The organism is Cloacibacterium sp. Arc13, assembly GCF_041431305.1.
In the GTDB taxonomy this organism is placed as follows: Bacteria; Bacteroidota; Bacteroidia; order Flavobacteriales; family Weeksellaceae; genus Cloacibacterium; species Cloacibacterium caeni_B.
Window position 1 is genome coordinate 89,350 of sequence record NZ_JASMRM010000009.1, and the last position, 23,869, is coordinate 113,218.

The following is a 23,869-nucleotide window of genomic DNA, read 5'->3' on the forward strand; positions in this document are numbered from 1 at the left end:
GTAAGGTTTTACGAAATTTATTTAAATGTTAAGTGAGCAAAGATCTTATCAACGAGTTGATTTTATTAAGCTCCTGCATAGATTCTCATCTTAAATATAAAAAAAATATTTTCAAGCTCATTCAATTCGCTTGCGAATAAAACTTTGCTTGCTTAAAAAGTTTTAGATCTTAAAAAAACCTTTGCGTTTAAAAATTAAATAAACTTTAAATGTAAGGTTTTACGAAATTTATTTAAATGTTAAGTGAGCAAAGATCTTATCAACGAGTTGATTTTATTAAGCTCCTGCTTAATTTCTCATCTTAAATATAAAAAATATTTTCAAGCTCTTTCAATTCGCTTGCGAATAAAACTTTGCTTACTTAAAAAGTTTTAGATATTAAAAAACCTTTGCGTTTAAAAAATTAAATAAACTTTAAATGTAAGGTTTTATGAAGTTTATTTAAATGTTAAGTGAGCAAAGTTCTTATCAACGAGTTGATTTTATTAAGCTCCTGTTTAAATTCTCATATTAAATATAAAAAAAATATTTTCAAGCTCATTCAATTCGCTTGCGAATAAAACTTTGCTTGCTTAAAAAGTTTTAGATGTTAAAAAACCTTTGCGTTTAATCAATTTTAAATTAAACTTTTGGCATCAATTAAAACATTGTTTTCTTGAGTATGAACTGCGTAATTAAACCCTTTTTGCAAACAAAACGCACCTGTTTCACCAAATTTGTTGATGGCAATAAAACCAATCTGAGTATCTTTCACATTTCGGTTTTGATTCACGAAATTCTTATAAATTCTCTTCACTGCTTCTTCACACGCTTGTTGAGGAGATTTTCTTTGTCGCATTAACTCTACCACCAAATGTGAACCGCAAGTTCTAATCACTTCTTCACCATGACCAGTTGCAGTTGCAGCGCCCACTTCATTATCTACAAAAAGCCCCGCTCCAATTATGGGCGAATCCCCAACTCTACCATGCATTTTAAACGCCATTCCAGAAGTTGTGCACGCTCCAGAAAGATTTCCGTGTTCATCAAGTGCTATCATACCAATTGTGTCATGGTTTTCTATATTTACCACAGGTTTATATTCTGATGTTTTGAGCCAATCTTTCCATTCTTTTTCAGATTCTGGTGTGAGTAAATTCATTTTTTCAAAACCTTGAGAAACCGCAAATTGCAAGGCTCCATCGCCAACTAACATGACGTGAGGCGTTTTTTCCATCACGGCTCTGGCTACAGAAATTGGATTTTTGATATGTTCTAAAGATGCCACCGAACCAATATTCGCTTTTTCATCCATAATACAAGCGTCTAGCGTAACTCTACCGTCTCTGTCTGGTCTTCCTCCATAACCTACGCTTCTTTCATTCGGGTCGTCTTCTACCAATCTCACGCCCTTTTCTACAGCATCCAGAGCTTTTCCTCCTTGAGAAAGAACTTTCCACGCTTCTTCATTGGCTTGAATGCCAAATCTCCAAGTCGAAAGCACGACTGGTTTTCTTGTTTTTTTATTTTTCGGAAGAATTTCTTCTGCTTTTAAAGGATTCAAAGCCAAGGTTGCAGATAAAATTCCTGCATTTTTCAAAAATTTTCTTCTGGTAGCCATTTATTTTAGATTTTTATAAAGTGATCATACTAACTACAAATGAAAATACATACGTTGATAAGGTCAGTTTTTGAAAACTGAATTTATAGTCACAAGATAAATTATTTTTTATAATACTAAATGATTATAGTACTAAAAAATCTGGGGCGCTTCCTTTGGAAGCGCCCCAGACGTAAAAAATATTAATATATGGATTAATTATTATACATAATTTTGTAATATTCATCAGCCATTCTATCAGAATTGAACTGCTCTTTTACATCATCCATTGCATTTTTCACTACTTGTCTCCATTCATCTGGTCTTTCGTAGTACATTGGTAAAATTTGGTTTTCTAAGATGTCATACAATTGGTTCATATCATAATTGTCTACATCGAAAACGCTCATATTTGCATAATCTGCTTTTGGAACCACAAAAGAGTTCACACCATTTTTTGCAAATTCTGGAATCCAACCATCATCTGTAGAAAGGTTTACAGAAGCGTTCATAGAAGCCGTCATACCAGAAGTACCAGAAGCTTCTCTAAGAACTCTTGGGTTGATTAACCAAACATCAGAACCTTGTTTTAGAGATTTACTTAATGACAATTCATAACCTGTAAGAACCGCCATGTTTTTATGATTTTTACTTTCTTCAACCAAGTTGTTAAAAGTAGAAATCGCTGCAAAATCTACTGGATAAGGTTTTCCTGCAAAGATAATTTGCACTGGATATTTTTTGTTTTCCAATAATTTTCTGAATCTTTCTTTATCTTGAAGCAATAAATCTGCTCTTTTGTATCCTGCAAATCTTCTTGCCCAAACCATGGTGAATACTTTAGAATCAAATAATTTACCACATTGGTCTGCTACAATTCTGAAAGTTCTCTTTTTAAGATGTTTTTTTCTAAAGTCGAATTCTTCGTCTTCTCTTTCTTCTCTAGCGTTATAGAGTGGTTTATTTGCCCAATATTTGAAATCTTGTGCATTGGTAATGGCTTTAATTTCGCAGATACCTGGATATTTACCCCACATTTCGTTAGAAACTACACCGTGTAACTGAGAAACTCCATTCGCAATTCTTGCCATTCTCAAAGCACACAATGAGTGGTTAAATTGGTCGTTATCTTGTCCTTCAATTTTCTTTACTTCTTCTAAGCTTAAGCCAGAGAAATAAGACATTTGGTGACAAGTGTGTACATTGTGTTTTTCGTTTCCTGCTTCTTCTGGAGTGTGCGTAGTGAAAACCAATCTTTCTTTTACTTTTTCTAAATCTCCACCGAATTTTTTCAATAAATAGAATGCTGCTGGTAAACCGTGCGGTTCGTTTAAGTGATATACTTCTCTTTCTAGGTTTAATTCGTCTAAAAGTTTAGCTCCTCCTTTTCCTAGAAGGATGTATTGAGCCAATTTTGTAGATTCATTCGCATCGTATAATCTGTGGCAGATGGTTTTAGAAACCTGGTCATTTTCTGGCACATCTGTAGAAAGTAAAAAGATAGGTGCAGTTTTAAACGTTTCTGGGTTCAGGTACATTACTTTTACCCAAACTGGTGCATCGTGAATGTCAATTTGGAATTTAATTCCTGTATCTTCTAAGAAGCTGTACATTTTCTTAGTCCAAACTGGATTAAGCGTTTGATCGTGATTTCTAGCTTGGTCATAATAACCAAATTTCCACAAAATACCGATTCCGACAGTGTCTTGCTTCAGATTATAAACACTTCTCATGTGAGAACCTGCCAAAAATCCTAAACCTCCACTGTATATTTTCAATGCTTGATCAATGGCAAATTCCATCGAAAAATACGCAACTTTCTTGCTGTAATTCGGGTTGATGCTATAAGGCATCTGATAATTTTTAAAATCCATTTTTCTCGTTTCTTTAAAATCAGGTGCAAAGATATTATTTTTTTAGAAAACTGAAGCGGAATGTATGTTAAGAATAGAAAATTTGATAAAAATCATAAATTCTTTTATAAAATCAGCAATCTTGCATGATGTAAATCATCTCAAAATCGGTGTCATAAAACACAGTTTTTAATAATTTTACCAACTGAAAATCATGCTTGTAAAAATTATGGAAAGAACAATTACTAAAACCCTAGCCCAAACTTTAGAAGACTTAAAAAATGTCTCGGCAGACTTTAATACCGTTGTAGAAAACCTATTCGAATTCCGTTTCGAAGACTACAACCAAGTTTTCAAAATCAACGAACTCGATATTCCTGCCAAAACGTATAAAAGATTCCCTGTTTTTAGCAATGAAAACGCTGTAGCAATTCTCATGTTATGGGGCGCTGAGAATAAAACAGCAATTCACGACCACAAAAACTACGAGGGAAAAATAAAAGTCCTAAAAGGTGAATTAACCGAAGTGTATTACAAAGAAACCAAAGATTTCATAGAATATGAAGGCGCTGGTGTAGCGATAGAAGGCATTTCTTTCGCCGAAGAAATGGGCGGAATTCACAGTATCGTGAACAATAAACCTACGCTATCGGTAAGTTTACATATTTACAAAACCAACCAACTGAACCTAAGTGGAGTTAGAATTTTCGACTTAGAACATAAGAAATGGGCGGTTCTTAATGACAAAGCACCATCTTGCACTTGGAATTTACCAGAAGAAGCTTTTGAAAAAATTTATCAACTATAAAAACGAAACACAAAACCATATAAACTCAAACTATCTTTCCAAAAATCCACAAGTCTACAATTTGTGGATTTTTTATGTTTTAAAACCTCATTTCATCGAAAAATTTAACCAAAAAACCACTTTTGTTCGAATCATGTTCGAATCAAGCTCGAATCAGCTTCGGAAAACGGGTACTTTTTCCGAACAAAACCCGAATTAGACTCGACTTTGACTCGACTTTGACTGCCACTAAATTCATAAAGTTTATAATTTTAAGATTTTGAATGAAAAAAAATATTTCCAAGAAATTTTTCTTTTCCCCAACCCTAAAGGGTGGAAATATATCTTGAAAATTTTATCAAAATTACACCTTTTAGGGACGGGGAAATTAATTTTAATAAAATTTCATCTCAACCTCTGTTCAGTTCATTCTAAATATTTTTTCCGTAAATTTGCACCCAATTTATTATGGAAAATTTCACTACAAAAACCGCTGCTTTTCATACGCTGGGTTGCAAACTGAACTTTGCGGAAACCTCTACTATTGCAAGACAATTGACTGGTGCAGGTTATCAAAAAGTAAGTTTTGACGATGCTGCGAATGTTTATATTATCAATACTTGTTCTGTAACTGATAATGCAGACAAGGAATGTAAACTTCATGTAAAACGTGCGATGAAAGCCAATCCTGATGGTTTGGTGGTGATTGTGGGTTGTTATGCCCAACTAAAACCCGAAGAAATTTCTGCCATTGAAGGCGTTGATTTGGTTTTAGGAGCCAAAGAAAAATTCAATATTCTGAGTTACCTCGAAGATTTAGAAAAATCTGAACAGCACGCTCAAGTTCACTCTTGCGAAATAGAAGAAACCGACTTTTTCATCGGAAGTTATTCTATTGGCGACAGAACCAGAGCTTTCTTAAAAGTTCAAGACGGTTGCGATTACAAATGTACCTATTGCACGATTCCTTTGGCTAGAGGAATTTCTAGAAGTGACACCGTAGAAAACGTAGTGAAAAATGCCAAAGAAATTGCCGAAAAAGACATCAAAGAAATTGTATTGACGGGAGTAAACATTGGCGATTACGGAAAAGGCGAATTTGGCAATAAAAAACACGAACATACTTTCCTAGATTTGGTGAAAGAACTCAATAAAGTAGAGGGAATTGAAAGAATAAGAATTTCTTCCATAGAACCGAATTTACTGAAAGACGAAACCATAGATTTGGTAGCAGAAAGCAAGAGTTTTGTGCCACATTTCCATATTCCGTTGCAAAGTGGAAGCGATGATTTGCTCAAAAAAATGAAGCGAAGATATCTCACCAAATTGTACAGCGACAGAGTTTCTAAAATTAGAGAAGTAATGCCCGATGCTGCGATTGGCGTAGATGTAATTGTAGGATTTCCGGGAGAAACAGAAGAGAAATTTTTAGAAACCTACAACTTTATCAACGAACTGCCGATTACGTATTTACACGTTTTCACGTATTCTGAAAGAGAAAATACCGAAGCCGTAGAAATGGAAGGTGTTGTACCGATTGCGGAACGTAAAAAGCGCAACAAAATGCTCAGAATTCTTTCTGAGAAAAAGAAAATGGCATTTTACCAAACGCAATTAGGAAAAACCTTGCCTGTACTTTGGGAACACGAAGAAAAAGACGGAAAAATGTTTGGTTTCACCGAAAATTATGTACGCGTACAGAAACCTTTTGACTCTAGTTCTATCAACCAAATAGAAATGGTAAAACTAGATAAAATTCAACCAGACGGAACCGTTTCTATCTCTCCTATTTTTGAGGAGTTTTTGGCAAAAGTGTAAGAAATTTTCATTTCCTCTTATCCTAAAGGATGTGAAAATTCTAAAATATAAATTCTAAAATCGTTGCAGTAATGTGACGATTTTTTTTGTTTTATATATCAAAAATATCACTTTCACTTTCTCATTGACTGCGTCTAATCTTCGATTTCCGTAGGAAACCCAACGAAGTGGTTCGACAAAGTCAATCTAAATTTAACGCAACTATATGTAGAGATTCTTTCAGAATGACAAACGCTGTGTTAAATGATAAAGTAATGTTCTTAGTGCGGTTCACCTCTTTTAGAGGGGTGTCATTCCGAGAATCGGAATGACGGGGTGTTTAGAAATATTTAGATGATTTTTAGCATTTTACGGTTTCCCGTAATGTAATGTGGTGTTTATTTTTTAATTTAGTAAATAAAAAAAATGAGTGAAAACACAAAATTTGTTTTTCAAAAAGACATAAATCTTTCATTGAAAAGCATAAATAATTTTCAACAAGAAAAAGCATTTAAAATAAAAAAAGAAGGAAAAAACATTGACCTAATCTGTTTAACAGAAAAAAAAGATAACAGTGATTTTTTTAGTTGTAATTTTTTTTTTGACAATCCTATTATAGGATATGATGATTTAAAAAAGGAAATTTTTAATTCTGAGGGTTCTTTAACATTACTTAAACTTGGAGAAACTTTTTCTTTTCATCAAAAATCAATAGTAAAAATAAATTTCACTTTCAATATACCTCAAATAATTAACTTAACTATTAAAAATTTTCATTCAGGATTTTTATCTGATTATGATAATAAATTTCATAGACTAATAATACCTATTGAAAAAGACATCGATTTTGAAATTTTTACTACAAAAACATTAAAAATTGAAAATGAAACTTATTTTTCAGGATTAGTTGAAACTATTATTGACGATTATAAATACCATATTTTTAAGTACAAAAATGAAAATAATAAGAAAATATTTTTTATTATAGAAGGTCAAGAAAAACAATCATTTATTAATTTTAAAAAATCCTGTCACTCAATAACCACAAGTATTGGTTTTTTAACTGGTATTTTATTGCAAAATCAAAATTTTTTTCAATCTTCTGAACTTATAGAATTTTGTAAAATTGAAAATACATATTACGAAAAAAAAGATAATAATATTTTTAACAAAAACTATATTACAAATCCATCACATTTCATTGACTATTTAGAAAATATAAAACAAGTTGAAAAATATAAAGAATTTTCAAATCCTCTTTCATTAGATTTTTTCTCTAATTTATGCTCTAAAATAAAGAATAATAATGTTTTTTCTAGAAGTTGTCAATTAATTATTGAATCTTATTCTGTTAAACAAAAACTTACCGAAGCTGGAATCTTATCTATTGCCCTAGAAACAATAACTAATTTAGTTTATGAGGAAAATAAAGAAAGAATGAATCCTATTTCAGACAAAAAGTTGTCACAAAAAATTAGAGCTGAATTAAAAGAAACTCTTTTAAATTATAATAATGTAGTAACTCCAGAAGGAATGCAAATTCTAATTTCTAAAATAAATGAATTAAATAGACCAACAAATTCAAAAAAGCTTTCTTATCCTTTTGATTATTATAAAATAAAATTAAACGAAAAAGAATTAGAAATACTTAATCATAGAAATAAATTTCTTCACGGAACATCACCCTTTAACGAAGAAGAATTGGAATCTAAAGAACAAGAACTTCTAATTATCATTGCTCATTTACGTTTTATGGTAAATAGCTTATTATTGAAATACGTTGGATACAAGGGACATATTATTCATTATCCATCTGTAATAGAATACAACTTGAAATTATCAATTTCAAACCATTTATTTAGAATTATATAAATCTTATATTTAAAATAAATTTTAAATTTTTAACCTTCCCCAAAAAATCCCATCAAAGAGCTAAAACCAGCTTATGAAAATTTTGAAATTTCTACCTCTTTTAGTGTTACTCCCGTTTTTTGGTTGCAGCAGTAGTGATGATGAACCAACACCAACTCCCACAGAAACCATGTATTTCCCAAATAATACAGACAACAATTGGGAAACCAAATCTATCGCCAGTCTCGGTTGGAACCAAAGCGCAGTGCAACCGCTCAAAGATTTCTTGGCAGAAAAACATTCTAAATCTTTTATGATTCTCGTAAACGGTAGAATTGTAATGGAAGAATATTTCAACGGGCATTCTGCTACCGCAACTTGGCCATGGAACAGCGCCGGAAAAACGCTGGTTTCTACCACCACAGGAATTGCACAACAAGAAGGTTTACTTAACATCAACAATAAAGTTTCTCAATATTTAGGAAACGGCTGGACGAGCGAAACTCTGGAAAAAGAAAACCTCATCACCAATAGAAATTTACTCACGATGACTTCTGGTCTTAACGATGAGAGCAACCTCGTGATAAAACCCAATCTTACGTATTTAGCAGACGCAGGAACAAGATGGTCTTACAGCAATGTTTTTCAGAAATTAATAGATGTAGTGGCCGCTTCTAGCAACCAAACTTTTGAGAATTATTTTAATGCTAAACTGAAAAATAAAATCGGGATGGATGGTTTCTGGAATTTCGGGACTATTTTCACCATTTATCATAGCAATACCAGAAGTATGGCGAGATTTGGACTGCTTTTCCTGAACAAAGGAAAATGGAAAAACGAACAAATCATCAATGAAACTTATCTGAACGAAGCCACTTCTACTTCTCAAAATATCAATCCTTCTTACGGTTATCTTTGGTGGCTCAATGGAAAATCCAAATATATGGTTCCGGGTTCGCAAACGGTTTATCCCACTGCTTTAGTTCCTAATGCTCCTGCAGATATGTATGCAGCGATGGGCGCCGAAGATCAAAGAATTTATGTAATTCCGAGTAAAAATATGGTGGTTATCAGAATGGGCGATGCTTCGGATCCACAGAATCCTAATTTCGCATTGTCTGGTTTTGATGCTGCACTTTGGGATAAAATTAATGCGGTGGTTAGATAGATTTTTTCACGCAAAGTCGCAAAGGTTTTTCGCAATGAGCGCAAAGATTTTTATCAAATTTTTCATGCTTTAAGCGAGCAAAGTTGACGAATAAATTCGTCTTTAAGCTTTCGCTTTTTCAATTCGCTTGCGAATTTTAGCTTTGCTCCCTCAAATTTTTATTTTTTATTATTCAGAATCTTTGCGTTATAAAAACATTAAGCATTGACGATTTTTGCAAAATTACTTCACTCAAAATATTTGATAAAAAAATTCAAAATTTATTTTCCTCTATTCAAAGAAAGTAAATTTTGAATTTTTAGTTTATGCAACCTTTTGAAATGCTCACATCTCATGTCTTGTATCTAGTATCTCACATCTAGAATCTAATGCTCAAACCAAATATCTTGGTATTTCACACCTGCTTCGATTGGTAATTGCAACCAGTTATTCTGAGGAACAATTGGGCAACTGTAATCGGTAGCGTTATAAGCACATAACGGATGATACGCTTTATTGAAATCAATAATCAATTCATCATTTTGAGGAATTCTTAAATCCAAATATCTTCCGCCACCATACGTATCTTTTCCGTTGGTTTCATCTTTGAAAGGCAAAAATAAATAATCCTGATATTCTGGGTCATCTAACAAAGCTAAACTTTGATAAACCGTCAATACTTGTTCTACTCCATTCAGCGTGAAATAGGCTTTCCCGAATTCTCTGTATTTTTTGGTTCTTCCAGACGAAGTTGGAATTTCAAAAGGAACTGCGTTTTCAGTTTTTACCAATTTCGCTTTTACACGATAGGTTAAATCAATAGGAAAAAACGGATGAGATTTGAATTTCTTGAAATTAGAACCACGCAAAGGTGTTTCTTCCTCTGTTTTGTATTCTCGATTGAGTTCTTTTTGAAAGGTTTCGATTTCTAGAATTTCTGCAGGAAATTGTTTTTTATCGGTTTTATTTTTAAGACCTTGACCAAAGGCAAAACTTGAAATTAAGAGTAAAAGTAGGTAAATCTTCTTCATTTAAATTAATTTTATCGTATAAACATCGCTTTCATTTCTATCAATATCGGTGACCAGAAAACCTCCTTCTTGTGGAATTTCTTCTACAAAATCAAAGATTTTGCAATCCTTAGGCAATCCAGAAAAAATAAGGGTAAACCAATATTCTTTCACAGGTGGAACTTCCGTCCAATAAGGAAACATAGAGATATTTTCCCAGAATAAAAGTTGGCTTCTATGTCCCGTAAATTTATCCACCAAAAACGTGGTACGCCAAATTCTTACGAGATTTCCAATCAAATAATTATTCTGAAAACCACAATGCACAATGACTTGCTTCTCTTCCTCGAATTTCGTGTCGAGTTGTGATAGCAATTCCGGAGCAATATTGGGTTTGATAATGGTAGCCATTGATAAAAATTCAACGCCACAAGTTAAGAATTTTTAGAAAATAAATAGAGGTTATCTTCCTCAAAATTTCATTAACATTCTGCCACGTTCACGGCAACTGCTAAACCACCTTCAGAAGTTTCTTTGTACTTCGAATTCATGTCAAGAGCGGTTTCCCACATGGATTTAATCACATCATCCAGAGAAACTCTGGCTTTAGAAGGATCACTTTCTAGAGCGATATGACAAGCGGTAATCGCTTTCATGGCGCCCATAGAATTTCTCTCAATACATGGAATCTGCACCAATCCACCAATTGGGTCGCAAGTGAGACCAAGGTGATGTTCCATCGCAATTTCTGCCGCCATCATTACTTGAGCTGGAGTTCCGCCCGAAATTTCTGTTAACGCAGCTGCAGCCATCGCCGAAGAAACGCCAATTTCTGCTTGGCAACCTCCCATTGCTGCAGAAATGGTTGCATTTTTCTTGAAAAGCGTACCGATTTCTCCCGCCACTAAAATAAATCTGATGATATCTTCCTCTGTATTGAATTCTGTAAACGTTTGAGAATACATCAAAACCGCAGGAATTACACCACTCGCTCCATTCGTAGGTGCTGTAATAATTCTACCAAAACTGGCATTTTCTTCGTTTACAGCCAATGCAAAACACGAAATCCAACGGGTAATTTGATTGAAATCTTTAGGAGAATTTTTTACCGCAGCAAACCATTCGTTTATGTTTTTGTAAATAACATCATCTTCGCCTAATAATTTTCGATTAAAATCTGCAGCTCTTCTCGTTACATTAAGTCCACCCGGTAAAACCCCTCCTTTATTAACGCCTTTGTAAATGCATTCTTTAATTTGTTGCCAAATGTAAAGCGCTTCACTTCTCGTTTCTTCTTTGGTTCTCCAAGCTTCTTCATTGATGTACACCAAGTCAGAAAGTCTTGCAACGCCTAATTTTTCACAATATTTGGAAATATCTTCCCCTTTATGACAAGGATAAGGTGTTATGATACAGTGACTTTCAATAGAATTATCTTCTTGAGTCGCCACAAAACCGCCACCAACAGAATAGTAGTCTTTTTCTAAAATTTCGCCGTTGTTAAAAACCGCTTTGAAAATCATTCCATTTGGGTGAAAATCTAAAGACTCCTTCATATTCAGCACCAAATGTTTTCCATAAATAAAAGGAATTTCTTTTTCAGCTCCTAAAATCAATTTTCCAGAATTTTTGATTTCGGCTATTTTAGCATCTATTTTATCGGTATCTATTTTTTTAAAATTTTCTCCGCTTAATCCTAGCATTCCGGCAATATCTGTTCCGTGACCGATTCCTGTTTTGGCAAGCGAGCCAAAAAACTCTACATACACTTCTGTCACCTCTGAAATCTGGTGATTTCTTCTGATTTCGCTCAGAAACATTTCCGCTGCATTCCAAGGTCCCATCGTATGAGACGAAGACGGCCCAATTCCTACTTTTATGATTTCAAAAACCGAAATACTCTCCATATTTAATTGATAAATGATTTTTACAAAGATAAAATTATTAGGCAAACCATAAAAAATTATTCATCCTTAAAATTTTGAAAATACACCTCCAAATTTTGTAACAGATAAGACACTTATTCTCAATTAATTTGCTCTTGAAAAAACAACTCATTTCCTATGAATATCATTCCCGAAAATCTAAAAAAATACCAGAAATTCATTTCTTTGGTACTCAAATATAGAAACAGCGATATTTTATCGGCTGCTTCAGACAAAGCGCTTGATGAATTGGCAGAAGATCAAGAACTTTCTGAAGAATCTAATCGCTACACTTCTCCAGAAGAATTGGTAGAAGACCTCAAAAATATGGGGACGACTTATGTAAAAATCGGGCAAACCCTTTCTACAAGACCAGATTTATTGCCAGAACCTTATTTATTGGCATTGGCTTCTCTACAAGATGATGTAGAGGAAATTCCATATTCTGAAATTCAAAAAATAGTGGAAGAAGAATTAGGAACGAAAATCTCCAAAGCTTTTTTGAGTTTTGAAACCCAACCTTTAGCGTCTGCAAGTATTGGGCAGGTTCACAAAGCAGTTTTGCGCTCTGGAAAAGAAGTAGCGGTGAAAATTCAAAGACCGGGAATTCGTAAAAACTTCATTGAAGATTTAGACACCCTGAAAGAATTGTCAGATCTTGCTGTAAAACATTCTAAAACCGCCAAAAAATACGGAATAGACGATGTTCTAGACGAGATGAGACACATTCTCATTCACGAATTGGATTACAACAGAGAAGCTCAAAATCTGATTGCTTTGGGTAAAAATTTAGAAAAATTTGAGCATATTGTGATTCCTCAACCTGTTTTAGACTACTCTACTTCTAAAATTCTGACGATGGATTTCGTGGAAGGTCAAAAAATTACTTCTGTACATGGAATTCAAAAAACAGAAACCGATTTTTCGGTACTTATTGATGAATTGGTAGAAGCTTATCTTCAACAAATTATTTTTGATGGTTTTGCACATGCAGATCCGCATCCTGGAAATGTACATTTGACCAAAGACCGAAAAATTGCCTTAATGGATTTAGGAATGGTGGCGAAATTCAGTCCGAATTTGCAGGAACAAATCTTGAAATTGCTCATCGCTATTAGCAAATACAATGGCGAAGAAGTTTCTAAAGTGCTTTTAGAAATCAGTCAAGATGAAAAAAACGCAGATATTATTGGTTTCAAAAAAGAAATCAACCGAATTGTGCTGGATTCTCAGAATAGAAATGCCGCAGAAATGCAAACGGGGAAAATGCTCATCAGAATGAATAAAATTGCCGCAGAAAAAGGAATCAGAATTGCGGTAGAACTGAACATTCTTGGGAAAATTTTATTGAATTTAGACCAAATTGTAGCGGTTCTCGCTCCTCAATATGATTTGGCTGAAAGTATGAAGCGGATTTTGGAGAAAATGATGGTCAAAAAAATGGCTCACGAAGCCAAACCAGAAAATTTCTTTGCTCAATTGATAGAAACCAAAAAATTAGCCGAAAATCTTCCGGAAAGACTTAATAAAATCACCGAAAATTTAGCTCAGAATCAGTTTCAGCTCAAAATAGATGCTTTAGACGAAGAACGATTTACAGATGCCTTCCAAAAAGTAGCCAATAGAATTTCCATCGCACTTATTATTGCTGCATTAATCATTGGTTCGTCTCTATTGATGAGGGTTCCTAATTTTCAAATTTTTGGAATTTCTATAGCGATGTTTTTCTTCATCATTGCATCGGTTTTCGGATTATGGCTCGCTTATAAAATGGTCATAAAAGACGAAGATTTTAAAAGGAAAAAATAATCACCAAAAAAACAAGTCGCAAAATAAAAAGTTTTCCGCTGTCATAAAAAATGACCGCGGTTTTTTTTGTTATCAAATAATTAACAGGAATTTTAAGGATAAATCAAGAAATTTCAGTAAATTTGATAGAAGATTAAATGTTTATTATGAAAGTTTTTTATCAAATAGTACAATCTTTAAAAAACTTCATCGTAGAGATAGGCGAAATGAGCTATTTCAGCATAAGATTTTTAAAAGAATTTTATAAAAAACCTTATGAATTTCAAGAATTTCTGAAACAATGTTACAGCATTGGTAACCGCTCACTTTTTCTAGTTTCTGTTACGGGATTTATCATCGGTTTGGTTTTCACTTTACAAACCCGTCCTACTTTAATGGAATTTGGTGCTGTTTCTTGGATGCCTTCCATGGTGAGTATTTCCATTATTAGAGAAATCGGGCCGATTATTACTGGGCTGATTTGTGCAGGAAAAATAGGCTCTGGAATAGGTGCAGAAATAGGTTCTATGCGCGTAACCGAACAAATAGACGCTATGGAAGTTTCGGGAACCAATCCTTTTAAATATTTGGTAGTGACTAGAATTCTTGCGACGACTGCTATGTTACCGATTTTGGTTTTTTACAGTGATTTCATCGCAATTTTCGGGTCTTATTTGGTAGAAAATCTGAAAGGTGATGTTTCTTTTTTACAATATTTTAATCAAGTTTTTGACAATATAGAATTTAGTGATTTGCTTCCTGCAACCATCAAGACTTTTTTCTTTGGTTTTGCCATAGGAATGGTAGGTTGTTTCAAAGGATACCAATGTAAATCAGGAACACGAGGTGTAGGAATTGCCGCCAATTCTGCGGTGGTTTACTCCTCCATGTTATTGTTTGTTATCGATTTTATCGCTGTCTTGATTACCAATATTTTTATAGAATAAGATGAATCCTAATGTTGCACATGAACCGATAATCAAAATTGAAAATCTCTATAAAAAATATGGAGACAATGTAGTTTTGGACGGATTTAACTTGAATCTTTATCAAGGAGAAAATCTAGTGATAATGGGAAAATCTGGTTCTGGAAAATCGGTGATGATAAAATGTTTGATTGGTTTAGAAATTCCAGATAGCGGAACGATAGAAATTATGAGCCAAAAATTAGAGCATCTTTCTCTAAAAGCTTTAGATGAAATAAGAGCAGACATTGGATTTTTATTTCAAGGAAGTGCGCTTTATGATTCTATGACAGTGAGAGAAAATCTAGAGTTTCCGCTCAGAAGACATATTTCAAAGTTTGGAAATGTAAAAGACACTTTGCCTTTGGTAGAAGAAGCGCTGCAAAATGTGGGACTCAAAAATGTAATTGATTTAATGCCGAATGAACTTTCTGGCGGCATGAAAAGAAGAGTTGCTCTTGCCAGAACGCTTATCCTAAAACCAAAAATCATCATTTATGATGAACCAACCACTGGTTTAGACCCGATTACTTCTAAAGAAATTATCTTGCTCATGAAATCGGTGCAAGAAAAATATAAAACCTCGTCTATCATCATTACCCATGATGTAGACTGTGCTAGAGTTATTGCTAATAGAATGATTTTACTGATTGACGGAAAAAATTATGCAGAAGGAACATTTGCCGAACTTTCCACTTCACAAGACCCAAAAGTAAAAGCATTTTTTAAATAAGTTTTTTAAAAACATGGAAAAATCAGTTGCTCAAAAATTAAGACTCGGAATATTTGTTATCCTCGGAACCATCATTTTTATTATGGCTGTTTATTTTATTGGAAACAGACAGCAATTTTTTGGTAAAACCGAAACCTTAAAAGCACATTTCGAAAATGTAAATGGATTACAAGAAGGGAATAATGTCCGTTTTTCTGGAATTAATGTGGGCTATGTTAAGAAAATAGAAATCATAAACGATACGCTCATTAATGTAGAAATGAATATCGACAAAAGTGCGATGAAATTCATCAAAAAAAATGCAATTGCCAGTATTGCTTCTGATGGTTTGGTAGGAAATATGATTGTCAACATCACACCGAGTTCAGAAAATGCTGCGCTTGCAAAATCTGGAGACATTCTAAAAGCCGAAGAAAGACTCACAACAGAGGATTTGCTCAAAACCCTTAACAAAACCAATAACAATGCTGAACAAATTACGGCTAACATTCTAGAAGTTTCTAAAAAAATAAATAACGGAACAGGAACGCTAAGTATGCTGCTGAATGACAAAACACTAAGTCAAGATGTGAAATATGGAATTTCTGACCTTAAAAACAGCATTGCCAACATTAAGAAAACCAGCTACGAAACCACGAGAACCATCAATGAAGTAAATAAAATTCTTGCAGGAATTAATGATAAAGAAAACATCGTTGCGGTGCTTAAAGATTCTGCTGTAGCCAATAAAATGCGAAGAGCGCTAACTCACTTAGATGAATCTTCTCAAAATATCAATAAAACTGTAGAAAATCTGAACGAAACCATCAGCAATGCTAAAAACGGAAAAGGCGCCATCAATTACCTTTCTAACGATGCCAATTTGGTTAAAAACATAGATTCTACAATGAATAATCTGAACCAGGCTAGTGTTTTACTGAACCAAAATCTGGAAGCGCTGAAGCATAATATTTTCTTCAGAGGTTATTTTAAAAAATTGGAAAAGGAAAAACAAAAAGCTCAGAAAAACCAAAAATAATCACTCGCTGAAAACTTCTTCTAAAATTTTAGAAACTTCCTTGGCTTTAGTTACTGGAAAAAGGTGAGTTCCGCCTTTTATGACATAATTGGGCTTAGAATTTTTTACTGGAAAAACAATGTCCTTATCTGCTAAAATCTGGATAACGTTTTTATCCTCTTCATGTTTCCATTCTAAGATTTTATTGATACTCCATTTCAGATAAGTAGGATTTTGCACTTTGAAATATTGCCAAAGTTTTGGATTATTGGGATCAAATAATTTTCTGAAAAAGGCATAAGATTTTATGGTTTTTTCGGAGAAATAACTTTCGGGAAGTTTCGCAAAAATTCTAGAACTTTTTGCCAAATGAAAGGTGATAGACATTTCTTTATCAGACTTTATACTTCCCAGAATCACTACTTTTTCGGCAGGTTTCAGTTTGTGAATTTCTTGCACCATAATTCCTCCAAAAGAATAACCCAGTAAACAGAATTTTTCGCTTACATCTACTTTTTCGGCCATTCTATTGACATAGTTTTCAAAACTTTCGTTGTAATTAGGAATTAACCAATCGATGTAGATAATTTCGGTAAACTTTTTAGGAAATTGAATGTATTCAAAAATACTTCCATCTGCTCCCAATCCACTGATGACATATAATTTCATACGATTATTAGCTTAGTAATTCTGTATAAATTTACAGATTAAAAACAAAAAATCCTAAAGAAATTTTCTTTAGGATTCTCTAAAAACACAATTGAAAAAAACTATTTCGCTGTTAGTTTAACAACCAAATCTATATCGTCTTTTACTACTACATCTTGCATAGTAGATTTATAAGCTATGTCCCATTTTTGTCTGTCGATAGTAAATTTATCAGATTCTAAAGTTATTACACCATTTTTCACAGAAATTTTAGCAGGGAAAGAAACTGCATTTGTTTTTCCTTTAGCAGTAAGATTTCCTGTAACGATGCTTTTACCATTAGCTCCTTTTTTCACAGAAGTGATTTTGAAAGTAGCAGTAGGATATTTATCAACTTCGAAGAAATCGCCATTTTTAAGGTGACCATTTAATTTTTGTTGATATTCACCTTGTAAATCTGTAGCGTTAATAGAAGTCATATCTAATACAAAAGTACCACCAACAAGAGCGTTTTTCTTTAAAACTACAGTTCCGTTTTTCACGTTTACCGTTCCATCGTGAGAAGAAGCTTCAGTTTTAGCGATCTTATAACCCCACCAGTGAACGTCAGAAGAAACTACTTTTTTAGCTTGTCCAAAAGCCAGTCCAGATACTAGTACTAATGATAATGCAATTTTTTTAATCATAATCTTTTTATTTTTTTAATGAGACAAAAGTAGTCTTATTTCTGATACGAAGTCATTGATGTATGTTAAGAAATTTCAATTTCTATATTTAATTTCTTCTATCAATAAAAAAACTTCGCTTGAATGGCTCAAGCGAAGTCTAACATAAAAACTTAAAAATTATGAAAATAGTTATAAAATTGAGGCTTTAAAGAAAGCCGTCTACATTTTATAAGTTATTATCTTTCATTTCATAAAGTTACAGTTTTTATCTGAAATATTCAAATAATAAACATCTGAGTTTTATCACTAAAAAGCTCCCGAAAGTCAAAATAACATCTCGAGAGCTAAAAAATTAAATAATTGAGAAAACTGATTTATGTTGAAACTATAGTGTTATAGCGTAGATTTTACTTGCGGTTTAGATTTCTTGTTCAGAAATCTATTCATCAAATAATTAATCGCAATCGGAGCTACATAAGCTAAAATGGCTGTGAATATTTTTGATCTTACATTTTTCATAATTTTGTTTTTATATTTTGTGATTGGTGTTTTTTGTTGTTACAAAGATTCTATAAATCCATTGAAAATATTTTATAGAATTTCCATAAAAAGTTACAGAATTTCACAAAAAAACCGACTTTATAAAAAGTCGGTTTTTTTGTTATATGGTCTAAAGATTAACTTAATCCAGTAATGACACCATCTTTGTCTATGTTCATTCCTTCTGCTGCTGGAATACTTGGCAAACCAGGCATTCTCATCATATCTCCTAAAATTGGAATAATGAATCCTGCTCCTGCTGCAAATTCAAATTCACGAACAGTCACTTTGAAACCAATTGGCCTTCCAATTTTTTTCTCATCATCCGATAAAGATTTCTGAGTTTTTGCCATACAAATCGGCAATTTATCTAAGCCTAAATCATAAATGGATTTTAATTGATTTTTAGCTTTCTGAGAAAATACAGCGCTGTCAGCACCATAAACTTCTTTGGCAATTGTTTCGATTTTATACTCCACAGAATCTTCTACACTATATAAAGGTTTAAAATTATTACCGCAATTAAATGCACAGCTCGCTACTTCTTCTGCAAGTGCTTTCATGCCTTCTCCACCCATCGTAAATTCATCTGCGAGAATAGCTTTCACTCCTAATTTTTCGCATTCTGCTTTTACAAAATTGATTTCTTCTTCTGAATCTGTGGCAAAATGATTAATCGCTACAATTGGTTTTAATTGCCATTTAAAGCCGTTTTCGATATGTTTTTTAAGGTTTTCAATTCCCTTTTCTACTGCTGCGAGATTCGGTTTTTCGTATTCGCCCTTTTTAGCACCACCGTGATATCTTAAAGCTCTGATGGTAGCCACCAAAACATAAGCATCTGGTTTTAAATTTCCATAATATCCTTTGATGTGCATGAATTTTTCTGCTCCTAAATCTGCTCCGAAACCTGCTTCTGTCACCACAAAATCTGCTAAAGAAAGTCCCATTTTAGTTGCGATAATCGTGTTGGTTCCTTGCGCAATATTCGCGAAAGGACCACCATGAAGAATCGCTGGATTTCCTTCTAAAGTTTGTACTAAATTCGGACGAATAGCGTCTTTTAATAAAATCGCCATTGCTCCTTGAGCATTTAAATCTCTGGCGTAAATTGGTTTTTTATCAAAAGTATAGCCTACGAAAATATTTCCTAATCTGTTTTTTAAATCCTCAAAATCTTTAGAAAGACAAAGAATCGCCATTACTTCTGAAGCCGGCGTAATATTGAAACCTTCTTCACGCGTAATTCCGTTATTAGAACCACCCAAACCTACTACAATATGACGAAGACTTCTATCGTTCATATCCATTACACGCTTCCAAACGATGGTTCTAGGGTCTATATTTAGGCTTCTTTTTTTATCTTGAAGATTATTATCAATGAGTGCAGAAAGTAAATTATTGGCTTTTTCTACCGCCGAAAAATCTCCTGTAAAATGCAGATTAATATCTACCATCGGAATAACTTGTGCGTAACCACCACCTGCTGCTCCACCTTTTATCCCGAAAACTGGACCTAAACTTGGCTCACGCAAAACTGCGATGGCTTTTTTACCGATTTTATTCAATCCGTCACATAAACCTACAGAAACAGTGGTTTTACCTTCTCCAGCTGGAGTAGGATTAATCGCTGAAACCAAAATCAATTTTGATTTCTTGATATTTTCTTCGTTGATGTATTTTAAAGGGATTTTCGCTTTGTATTTCCCGTAATACTCTAAATCTTCTCGGTCGATTCCGATTTTGTCTGCAATTTCTCTAATATGTTTAATATCTGCCGATTGCGCTATTTCTAAGTCTGTAGGAAAGCTCATAATATTTTAATTTGTTTATTCTCAAAAATACAAGAATTTGACTAAACCATGAAAATTTTACACTTGAGATTTATCAGCCACCAAAAAATGAGAATATTTTTTATGTTTTGAGAGATTTAACTAAATAATTTCAATACAATATAAATAAAAATGACAATCTATGAATACACTCCGAAAAACATTTTTAGATTTTCCTAAAAACTCCTCAAAAAATCACACAAAAGTGTAATTGAATCACAAAAAGAATAGCCCTATTTTTGAACATCTAAAAAGTAAAAATATGAGAGCTATAAAACTACGATTTAAAAAATTTCTCCATAGACTTTTAGAATATTATAGCGTGAAGGAAACGTAATAAAAAAACTCCCGCAAAATTGCGAGAGCTTCTATTTTTATGCTTGTTCTGTTGGTTGTTCTCCTTCTGGTTTTGGAGCGTCTCCTTCAGTTCTAGGCTTTTGTTCTGGTCTTGGTGGTCTTGGTAAAAGAACTTTTCTAGAAAGTCTCATTTTCTTACGATCATCATAACCCATAAATTTCACTTCTACTTCATCTCCTTCAGCATAAGGAACTTTATCTAATCTCTTCCATTCGATTTCTGAGATGTGTAGTAAACCTTCGGTTCCTTTAGCAATCGCTACGAAAGCACCGAAATCCATTACTTTTACTACTTTACCTTTGTAAACAGTACCTACAACTGGCACGAAAGTAATTTCATTAATTCTAGCAATTGCAGCATTGATTTTCTCACGGTCAGTTCCAGAGATTTCAATTCTACCAATTTCGCCCATTTCTTCAATAGAGATTACAGTATCTGTATCTTTTTGAAGTTGTTGGATAATTTTACCACCAGGTCCAATTACCGCACCGATGAAATCTTTAGAAATTTCTAAAATTTCCATTTTCGGAGCGTGAGGTTTCACATCTGCTCTTGGTTTATCGATGGTTTTAAGGATTTCTCCTAAAATATGTAATCTACCTTCTCTTGCTTGATTCAGTGCGGTTTCCATGATATCCATGGTTAAACCTTGGATTTTGATATCCATTTGACAAGCGGTAATTCCGTCTGCAGAACCTGTTACTTTGAAGTCCATATCACCCAAGTGATCTTCGTCTCCTAAAATATCAGAAAGTACAGTGAATTTACCAGATTTAGGGTCAGTAATTAATCCCATAGCAATACCAGAAACTGGTTTTGTAATTTGTACACCAGCATCCATTAATGCAAGAGTTCCTGCACAAACCGTAGCCATAGAAGAAGAACCGTTAGATTCTAAAATATCTGAAACTACTCTGATGGTATAAGGATTTTCGTGAGGAATCATTCCTGCTAAAGCTCTTTGAGCTAAGTTTCCGTGACCAACTTCTCTTCTTGAAGTTCCTCTTAAAGGTCTTGCTTCACCTGTTGAGAATGGTGGAAAATTATAATGTAAGAAGAATTTTTCGTCATAATTGATGGCAACAGAATCTACCATGTTGGCATCTTTTACTGAACCTAAAGTTACCGCTGTAAGAGATTGCGTTTCACCTCTGGTAAAGATTGCAGAACCGTGAGCTCCTGGTAAATAATCGATTTCTGACCAAATCGGACGAATCGTTTTAGGATCTCTACCGTCTAATCTGATTCCTTCGTTTAGAATCATTTGTCTCATTGCTTCTTTTTCTACATCGTGGTAGTAAATTTTAGCAAATGGTTCTACGTCTGCTCTTTCTTCTTCTGAATATTGAGAAAGGAATTCTTCTAAAACTGCGGCAAATTTTTCGTGTCTTTCTTCTTTTGCAGAAGGAGTTTTTGCTACGTTGTAAACTTTATCATAACATTCTGCCCAAACTTTCTCACGAATTTCTTCGTTGTGCGTTTCGTGGCAGTATTCTCTTTTGGTTTGAGATGCAGGAATTCTCGCTGCTAATCTTTCTTGTGCTTCGATTTGAACTTTAATTTCTTCGTGAGCGTATTTAATCGCTTCTAGCATTTCTGCTTCAGAAATTTCTTTCATTTCACCTTCTACCATTACGATAGAATCTTTGGTAGCACCTACCATAATATCTAAATCTGCTTTTTTAAGATTTTCGATACTTGGGTTGATAGAAAGTTGCCCATCAATTCTTACTACTCTTACTTCAGACATTGGCCCGTTAAAAGGAATATCTGTAATCGCAATAGCAGCTGAAGCGGCTAAACCAGCTAAAGCTTCTGGCATTACTTCTTTGTCGTAAGAAATTAGGGAAATCATTACCTGAACTTCTGCGTGGAAATCTTCTGGGAAAAGCGGACGAAGAACTCTGTCTACTAATCTCATGGTAAGAACCTCATCATCAGAAGGTTTAGTTTCTCTTCTAAAGAAATTTCCTGGGATTTTACCACCCGCGTAGAATTTTTCTCTGTAATCTACTGTAAGAGGCAAGAAATCTACCCCTGGATTTGCGTCTTTGTTGGCTACTACTGTTGCAAGGAGCATTGTTCCGCCACATTTTACTACTACAGAACCATTAGCTTGTTTTGCTAATCTTCCTGTTTCAATGGAGACTTCTCTCCCGTCTTTAAATTGAAATTTTTCAATAATTGCTTCTGGAGCATTCATAAAATTTACTGTCTTGTGCAATCCGTATTGATTGCGTTAATATTTAAACTTTTTAAATTTTCGATGGCAAAGATACGGAATTTAAAAAAGTTATAACAAAAAAGCAACTCAAAATTGAATTGCATATTACATTTTCTCTTCTGGATTTCTACTGGTATGAAAAATGGAATAAATAATTATTTCCTCATGATGAATTTCAAATAAGATTATAAAAGGAAACTTTACGATATACGCTTCTCTTATTTCATTAAATCTACATGAAAAATGTTTTGGATTTTGCTCTATTTTATCAAAATATTTTTGCAGAACAATGAGAAATTTCTTTCCTAAATCTTTAGATTTAGATTCATAATATTCATAAGCATCTTCCATTTCAAAAACTGCTTTATCTCTGAATATTAATTTATATTTCATGAGATTATTTGGTTTTCTCTTGGATTCTTTTTTTTACCTCATCAAAACTAAAGTATTTTCCTTCTCCGCTTAAATATTCTGCTCTTCTTTCTGCCACAATATCATATTGTTCCTGAGAAATATAACCCTGTTCCTCGTTTTTGAAAGCTTCTCTCACCTTTTTTAAAACAGATTCACTTTCTGTATGTAAAAGCAATTTCATGAGCTCTAGTTTTTCTAAACGAATGTCCATTTTTTTATAATTTAATATTCAAATATAAATAAAAAAGCAACTCAAAATTGAGTTGCTTCTAAAATTTTCTTGTATCTGATTATTTTCTGATTCCTAGTTCAGCAATAATTGCTCTATAACGAGAAATTTCAGTTTTCTTAAGATAATCTAACAATCTTTTTCTTTTACCTACTAATTTAACTAGAGATTTCTCAGTAGCATAATCTTTGTGGTTTTTCTTTAAGTGACCAGACAAATGGTTAATTCTGAATGTGAATAAAGCGATTTGTCCTTCTGCAGAACCTGTGTTTGCAGCGTTTCCTCCGTGTTTAGCGAAGATTTCTGATTTTTTTTCTGATGTTAAGTACATGCCAATATTATTTAATGATTATTATGTAACGAGGTGCAAAAGTACAACTTTATTTTTAAACCGAAAAATTTATTATTAGATTCTAAAGACATTCCCATAATAATGTTAACAAATTCTCAATAGCGTCCTAAATAAAAAAATAAGAAGGAATTAAAGTAACTCAAAGTATCTTTGAGGTTGTACAACAAAAAAA

21 protein-coding genes are annotated in these 23,869 nt (G+C 33.3%); 8 read left to right on the plus strand and 13 right to left on the minus strand.

The features are described from left to right. Window positions 1–616: 616 nt before the first annotated feature. Both QO190_RS08475 and glgP read right to left on the minus strand, forming a co-directional pair. A complete protein-coding gene (locus QO190_RS08475; protein WP_371462387.1) occupies window positions 617–1,600 on the minus strand; it encodes an isoaspartyl peptidase/L-asparaginase family protein in 984 nt (327 codons plus the stop codon). 194 nt (window positions 1,601–1,794) lie between these two features. Continuing rightward, the gene (gene glgP, locus QO190_RS08480) at window positions 1,795–3,453 is read right to left on the minus strand and encodes an alpha-glucan family phosphorylase (protein WP_371462385.1); all 1,659 of its coding nucleotides are present in this window, start codon (window positions 3,451–3,453) and stop codon (window positions 1,795–1,797) included. Between the two features lie 208 nt (window positions 3,454–3,661). Between glgP and QO190_RS08485 the strand changes: the two genes are divergently transcribed. The 4 genes from QO190_RS08485 to QO190_RS08500 all read left to right on the plus strand — a co-directional run bounded on the left by QO190_RS08485 (window position 3,662) and on the right by QO190_RS08500 (window position 9,035). After that, the gene (locus tag QO190_RS08485; protein WP_371462383.1) at window positions 3,662–4,240 is read left to right on the plus strand and encodes a cysteine dioxygenase family protein; all 579 of its coding nucleotides are present in this window, start codon (window positions 3,662–3,664) and stop codon (window positions 4,238–4,240) included. Window positions 4,241–4,687: 447 nt separating this feature from the next. After that, window positions 4,688–6,037: a tRNA (N(6)-L-threonylcarbamoyladenosine(37)-C(2))-methylthiotransferase MtaB gene (gene mtaB / locus QO190_RS08490; protein ID WP_371462381.1), complete on the plus strand. Its 1,350-nt coding sequence runs from the start codon at window positions 4,688–4,690 to the stop codon at window positions 6,035–6,037. Window positions 6,038–6,442: 405 nt separating this feature from the next. Continuing rightward, window positions 6,443–7,888 (plus strand): hypothetical protein, encoded by a 1,446-nt coding sequence (locus tag QO190_RS08495; RefSeq protein WP_371462379.1) that lies wholly within the window; start codon window positions 6,443–6,445, stop codon window positions 7,886–7,888. Window positions 7,889–7,961: 73 nt separating this feature from the next. Beyond that, on the plus strand, window positions 7,962–9,035 hold the full coding sequence (locus QO190_RS08500; RefSeq protein WP_371462377.1) for a serine hydrolase domain-containing protein: 1,074 nt from the start codon (window positions 7,962–7,964) through the stop codon (window positions 9,033–9,035). Window positions 9,036–9,400: 365 nt separating this feature from the next. On the opposite strand, the gene QO190_RS08505 is transcribed toward QO190_RS08500, so the two are convergent. From QO190_RS08505 to QO190_RS08515, 3 genes are all read right to left on the minus strand, one after another. Beyond that, on the minus strand, window positions 9,401–10,045 hold the full coding sequence (locus tag QO190_RS08505; protein WP_371462375.1) for a DUF1684 domain-containing protein: 645 nt from the start codon (window positions 10,043–10,045) through the stop codon (window positions 9,401–9,403). Continuing rightward, on the minus strand, window positions 10,046–10,435 hold the full coding sequence (locus QO190_RS08510; RefSeq protein WP_274778750.1) for a hypothetical protein: 390 nt from the start codon (window positions 10,433–10,435) through the stop codon (window positions 10,046–10,048). Window positions 10,436–10,506: 71 nt separating this feature from the next. Continuing rightward, window positions 10,507–11,931 (minus strand): L-serine ammonia-lyase, encoded by a 1,425-nt coding sequence (locus QO190_RS08515; protein WP_371462372.1) that lies wholly within the window; start codon window positions 11,929–11,931, stop codon window positions 10,507–10,509. 156 nt (window positions 11,932–12,087) lie between these two features. On the opposite strand from QO190_RS08515, the gene QO190_RS08520 reads away from it, so the two are divergent. The 4 genes from QO190_RS08520 to QO190_RS08535 all read left to right on the plus strand — a co-directional run bounded on the left by QO190_RS08520 (window position 12,088) and on the right by QO190_RS08535 (window position 16,453). Next, window positions 12,088–13,758, plus strand: a complete 1,671-nt coding sequence (locus QO190_RS08520; RefSeq protein ID WP_371462370.1) for an ABC1 kinase family protein — start codon at window positions 12,088–12,090, stop codon at window positions 13,756–13,758. Between the two features lie 146 nt (window positions 13,759–13,904). Next, window positions 13,905–14,684 carry an ABC transporter permease gene (locus QO190_RS08525; RefSeq protein ID WP_069797115.1) on the plus strand — a complete coding sequence of 260 codons (780 nt, stop codon included), beginning with the start codon at window positions 13,905–13,907 and terminating at the stop codon, window positions 14,682–14,684. 1 nt (window position 14,685) lies between these two features. Next, entirely contained in the window at window positions 14,686–15,435 is a 750-nt protein-coding gene (locus QO190_RS08530; protein ID WP_371462368.1) for an ABC transporter ATP-binding protein, read from the plus strand. 13 nt (window positions 15,436–15,448) lie between these two features. Further along, complete coding sequence (locus tag QO190_RS08535) at window positions 15,449–16,453, plus strand: MlaD family protein (protein ID WP_371462366.1); 1,005 nt, start codon at window positions 15,449–15,451, stop codon at window positions 16,451–16,453. Here the strand turns inward: QO190_RS08535 and QO190_RS08540 are convergent, their stop codons facing one another. From QO190_RS08540 to rpsO, 8 genes are all read right to left on the minus strand, one after another. After that, window positions 16,454–17,101: an alpha/beta hydrolase gene (locus QO190_RS08540; RefSeq protein ID WP_371462364.1), complete on the minus strand. Its 648-nt coding sequence runs from the start codon at window positions 17,099–17,101 to the stop codon at window positions 16,454–16,456. A gap of 101 nt (window positions 17,102–17,202) precedes the next feature. Further along, window positions 17,203–17,763: a YceI family protein gene (locus tag QO190_RS08545; RefSeq protein WP_371462535.1), complete on the minus strand. Its 561-nt coding sequence runs from the start codon at window positions 17,761–17,763 to the stop codon at window positions 17,203–17,205. Between the two features lie 378 nt (window positions 17,764–18,141). Next, window positions 18,142–18,267: a hypothetical protein gene (locus QO190_RS08550; protein ID WP_260199801.1), complete on the minus strand. Its 126-nt coding sequence runs from the start codon at window positions 18,265–18,267 to the stop codon at window positions 18,142–18,144. 158 nt (window positions 18,268–18,425) lie between these two features. After that, the gene (locus QO190_RS08555; protein ID WP_371462362.1) at window positions 18,426–20,102 is read right to left on the minus strand and encodes a formate--tetrahydrofolate ligase; all 1,677 of its coding nucleotides are present in this window, start codon (window positions 20,100–20,102) and stop codon (window positions 18,426–18,428) included. Between the two features lie 392 nt (window positions 20,103–20,494). Continuing rightward, a complete protein-coding gene (locus QO190_RS08560; RefSeq protein ID WP_371462360.1) occupies window positions 20,495–22,681 on the minus strand; it encodes a polyribonucleotide nucleotidyltransferase in 2,187 nt (728 codons plus the stop codon). A gap of 126 nt (window positions 22,682–22,807) precedes the next feature. Then, complete coding sequence (locus QO190_RS08565; RefSeq protein WP_371462358.1) at window positions 22,808–23,095, minus strand: type II toxin-antitoxin system RelE/ParE family toxin; 288 nt, start codon at window positions 23,093–23,095, stop codon at window positions 22,808–22,810. A gap of 4 nt (window positions 23,096–23,099) precedes the next feature. After that, window positions 23,100–23,327: a hypothetical protein gene (locus QO190_RS08570; RefSeq protein WP_371462356.1), complete on the minus strand. Its 228-nt coding sequence runs from the start codon at window positions 23,325–23,327 to the stop codon at window positions 23,100–23,102. 79 nt (window positions 23,328–23,406) lie between these two features. Continuing rightward, the gene (rpsO, locus tag QO190_RS08575) at window positions 23,407–23,676 is read right to left on the minus strand and encodes a 30S ribosomal protein S15 (protein WP_069797122.1); all 270 of its coding nucleotides are present in this window, start codon (window positions 23,674–23,676) and stop codon (window positions 23,407–23,409) included. Window positions 23,677–23,869: the final 193 nt, after the last annotated feature.

Coding starts and splice junctions, on each gene's coding strand:
- QO190_RS08475 (WP_371462387.1), bottom strand. CDS start 1,600: ATGGCTACCAGAAGAAAATTTTTGAAAAATGCAGGAATTTTATCTGCA.
- glgP (WP_371462385.1), bottom strand. CDS start 3,453: ATGGATTTTAAAAATTATCAGATGCCTTATAGCATCAACCCGAATTAC.
- QO190_RS08485 (WP_371462383.1), top strand. CDS start 3,662: ATGGAAAGAACAATTACTAAAACCCTAGCCCAAACTTTAGAAGACTTA.
- mtaB (WP_371462381.1), top strand. CDS start 4,688: ATGGAAAATTTCACTACAAAAACCGCTGCTTTTCATACGCTGGGTTGC.
- QO190_RS08495 (WP_371462379.1), top strand. CDS start 6,443: ATGAGTGAAAACACAAAATTTGTTTTTCAAAAAGACATAAATCTTTCA.
- QO190_RS08500 (WP_371462377.1), top strand. CDS start 7,962: ATGAAAATTTTGAAATTTCTACCTCTTTTAGTGTTACTCCCGTTTTTT.
- QO190_RS08505 (WP_371462375.1), bottom strand. CDS start 10,045: ATGAAGAAGATTTACCTACTTTTACTCTTAATTTCAAGTTTTGCCTTT.
- QO190_RS08510 (WP_274778750.1), bottom strand. CDS start 10,435: ATGGCTACCATTATCAAACCCAATATTGCTCCGGAATTGCTATCACAA.
- QO190_RS08515 (WP_371462372.1), bottom strand. CDS start 11,931: ATGGAGAGTATTTCGGTTTTTGAAATCATAAAAGTAGGAATTGGGCCG.
- QO190_RS08520 (WP_371462370.1), top strand. CDS start 12,088: ATGAATATCATTCCCGAAAATCTAAAAAAATACCAGAAATTCATTTCT.
- QO190_RS08525 (WP_069797115.1), top strand. CDS start 13,905: ATGAAAGTTTTTTATCAAATAGTACAATCTTTAAAAAACTTCATCGTA.
- QO190_RS08530 (WP_371462368.1), top strand. CDS start 14,686: ATGAATCCTAATGTTGCACATGAACCGATAATCAAAATTGAAAATCTC.
- QO190_RS08535 (WP_371462366.1), top strand. CDS start 15,449: ATGGAAAAATCAGTTGCTCAAAAATTAAGACTCGGAATATTTGTTATC.
- QO190_RS08540 (WP_371462364.1), bottom strand. CDS start 17,101: ATGAAATTATATGTCATCAGTGGATTGGGAGCAGATGGAAGTATTTTT.
- QO190_RS08550 (WP_260199801.1), bottom strand. CDS start 18,267: ATGAAAAATGTAAGATCAAAAATATTCACAGCCATTTTAGCTTATGTA.
- QO190_RS08555 (WP_371462362.1), bottom strand. CDS start 20,102: ATGAGCTTTCCTACAGACTTAGAAATAGCGCAATCGGCAGATATTAAA.
- QO190_RS08560 (WP_371462360.1), bottom strand. CDS start 22,681: ATGAATGCTCCAGAAGCAATTATTGAAAAATTTCAATTTAAAGACGGG.
- QO190_RS08565 (WP_371462358.1), bottom strand. CDS start 23,095: ATGAAATATAAATTAATATTCAGAGATAAAGCAGTTTTTGAAATGGAA.
- QO190_RS08570 (WP_371462356.1), bottom strand. CDS start 23,327: ATGGACATTCGTTTAGAAAAACTAGAGCTCATGAAATTGCTTTTACAT.
- rpsO (WP_069797122.1), bottom strand. CDS start 23,676: ATGTACTTAACATCAGAAAAAAAATCAGAAATCTTCGCTAAACACGGA.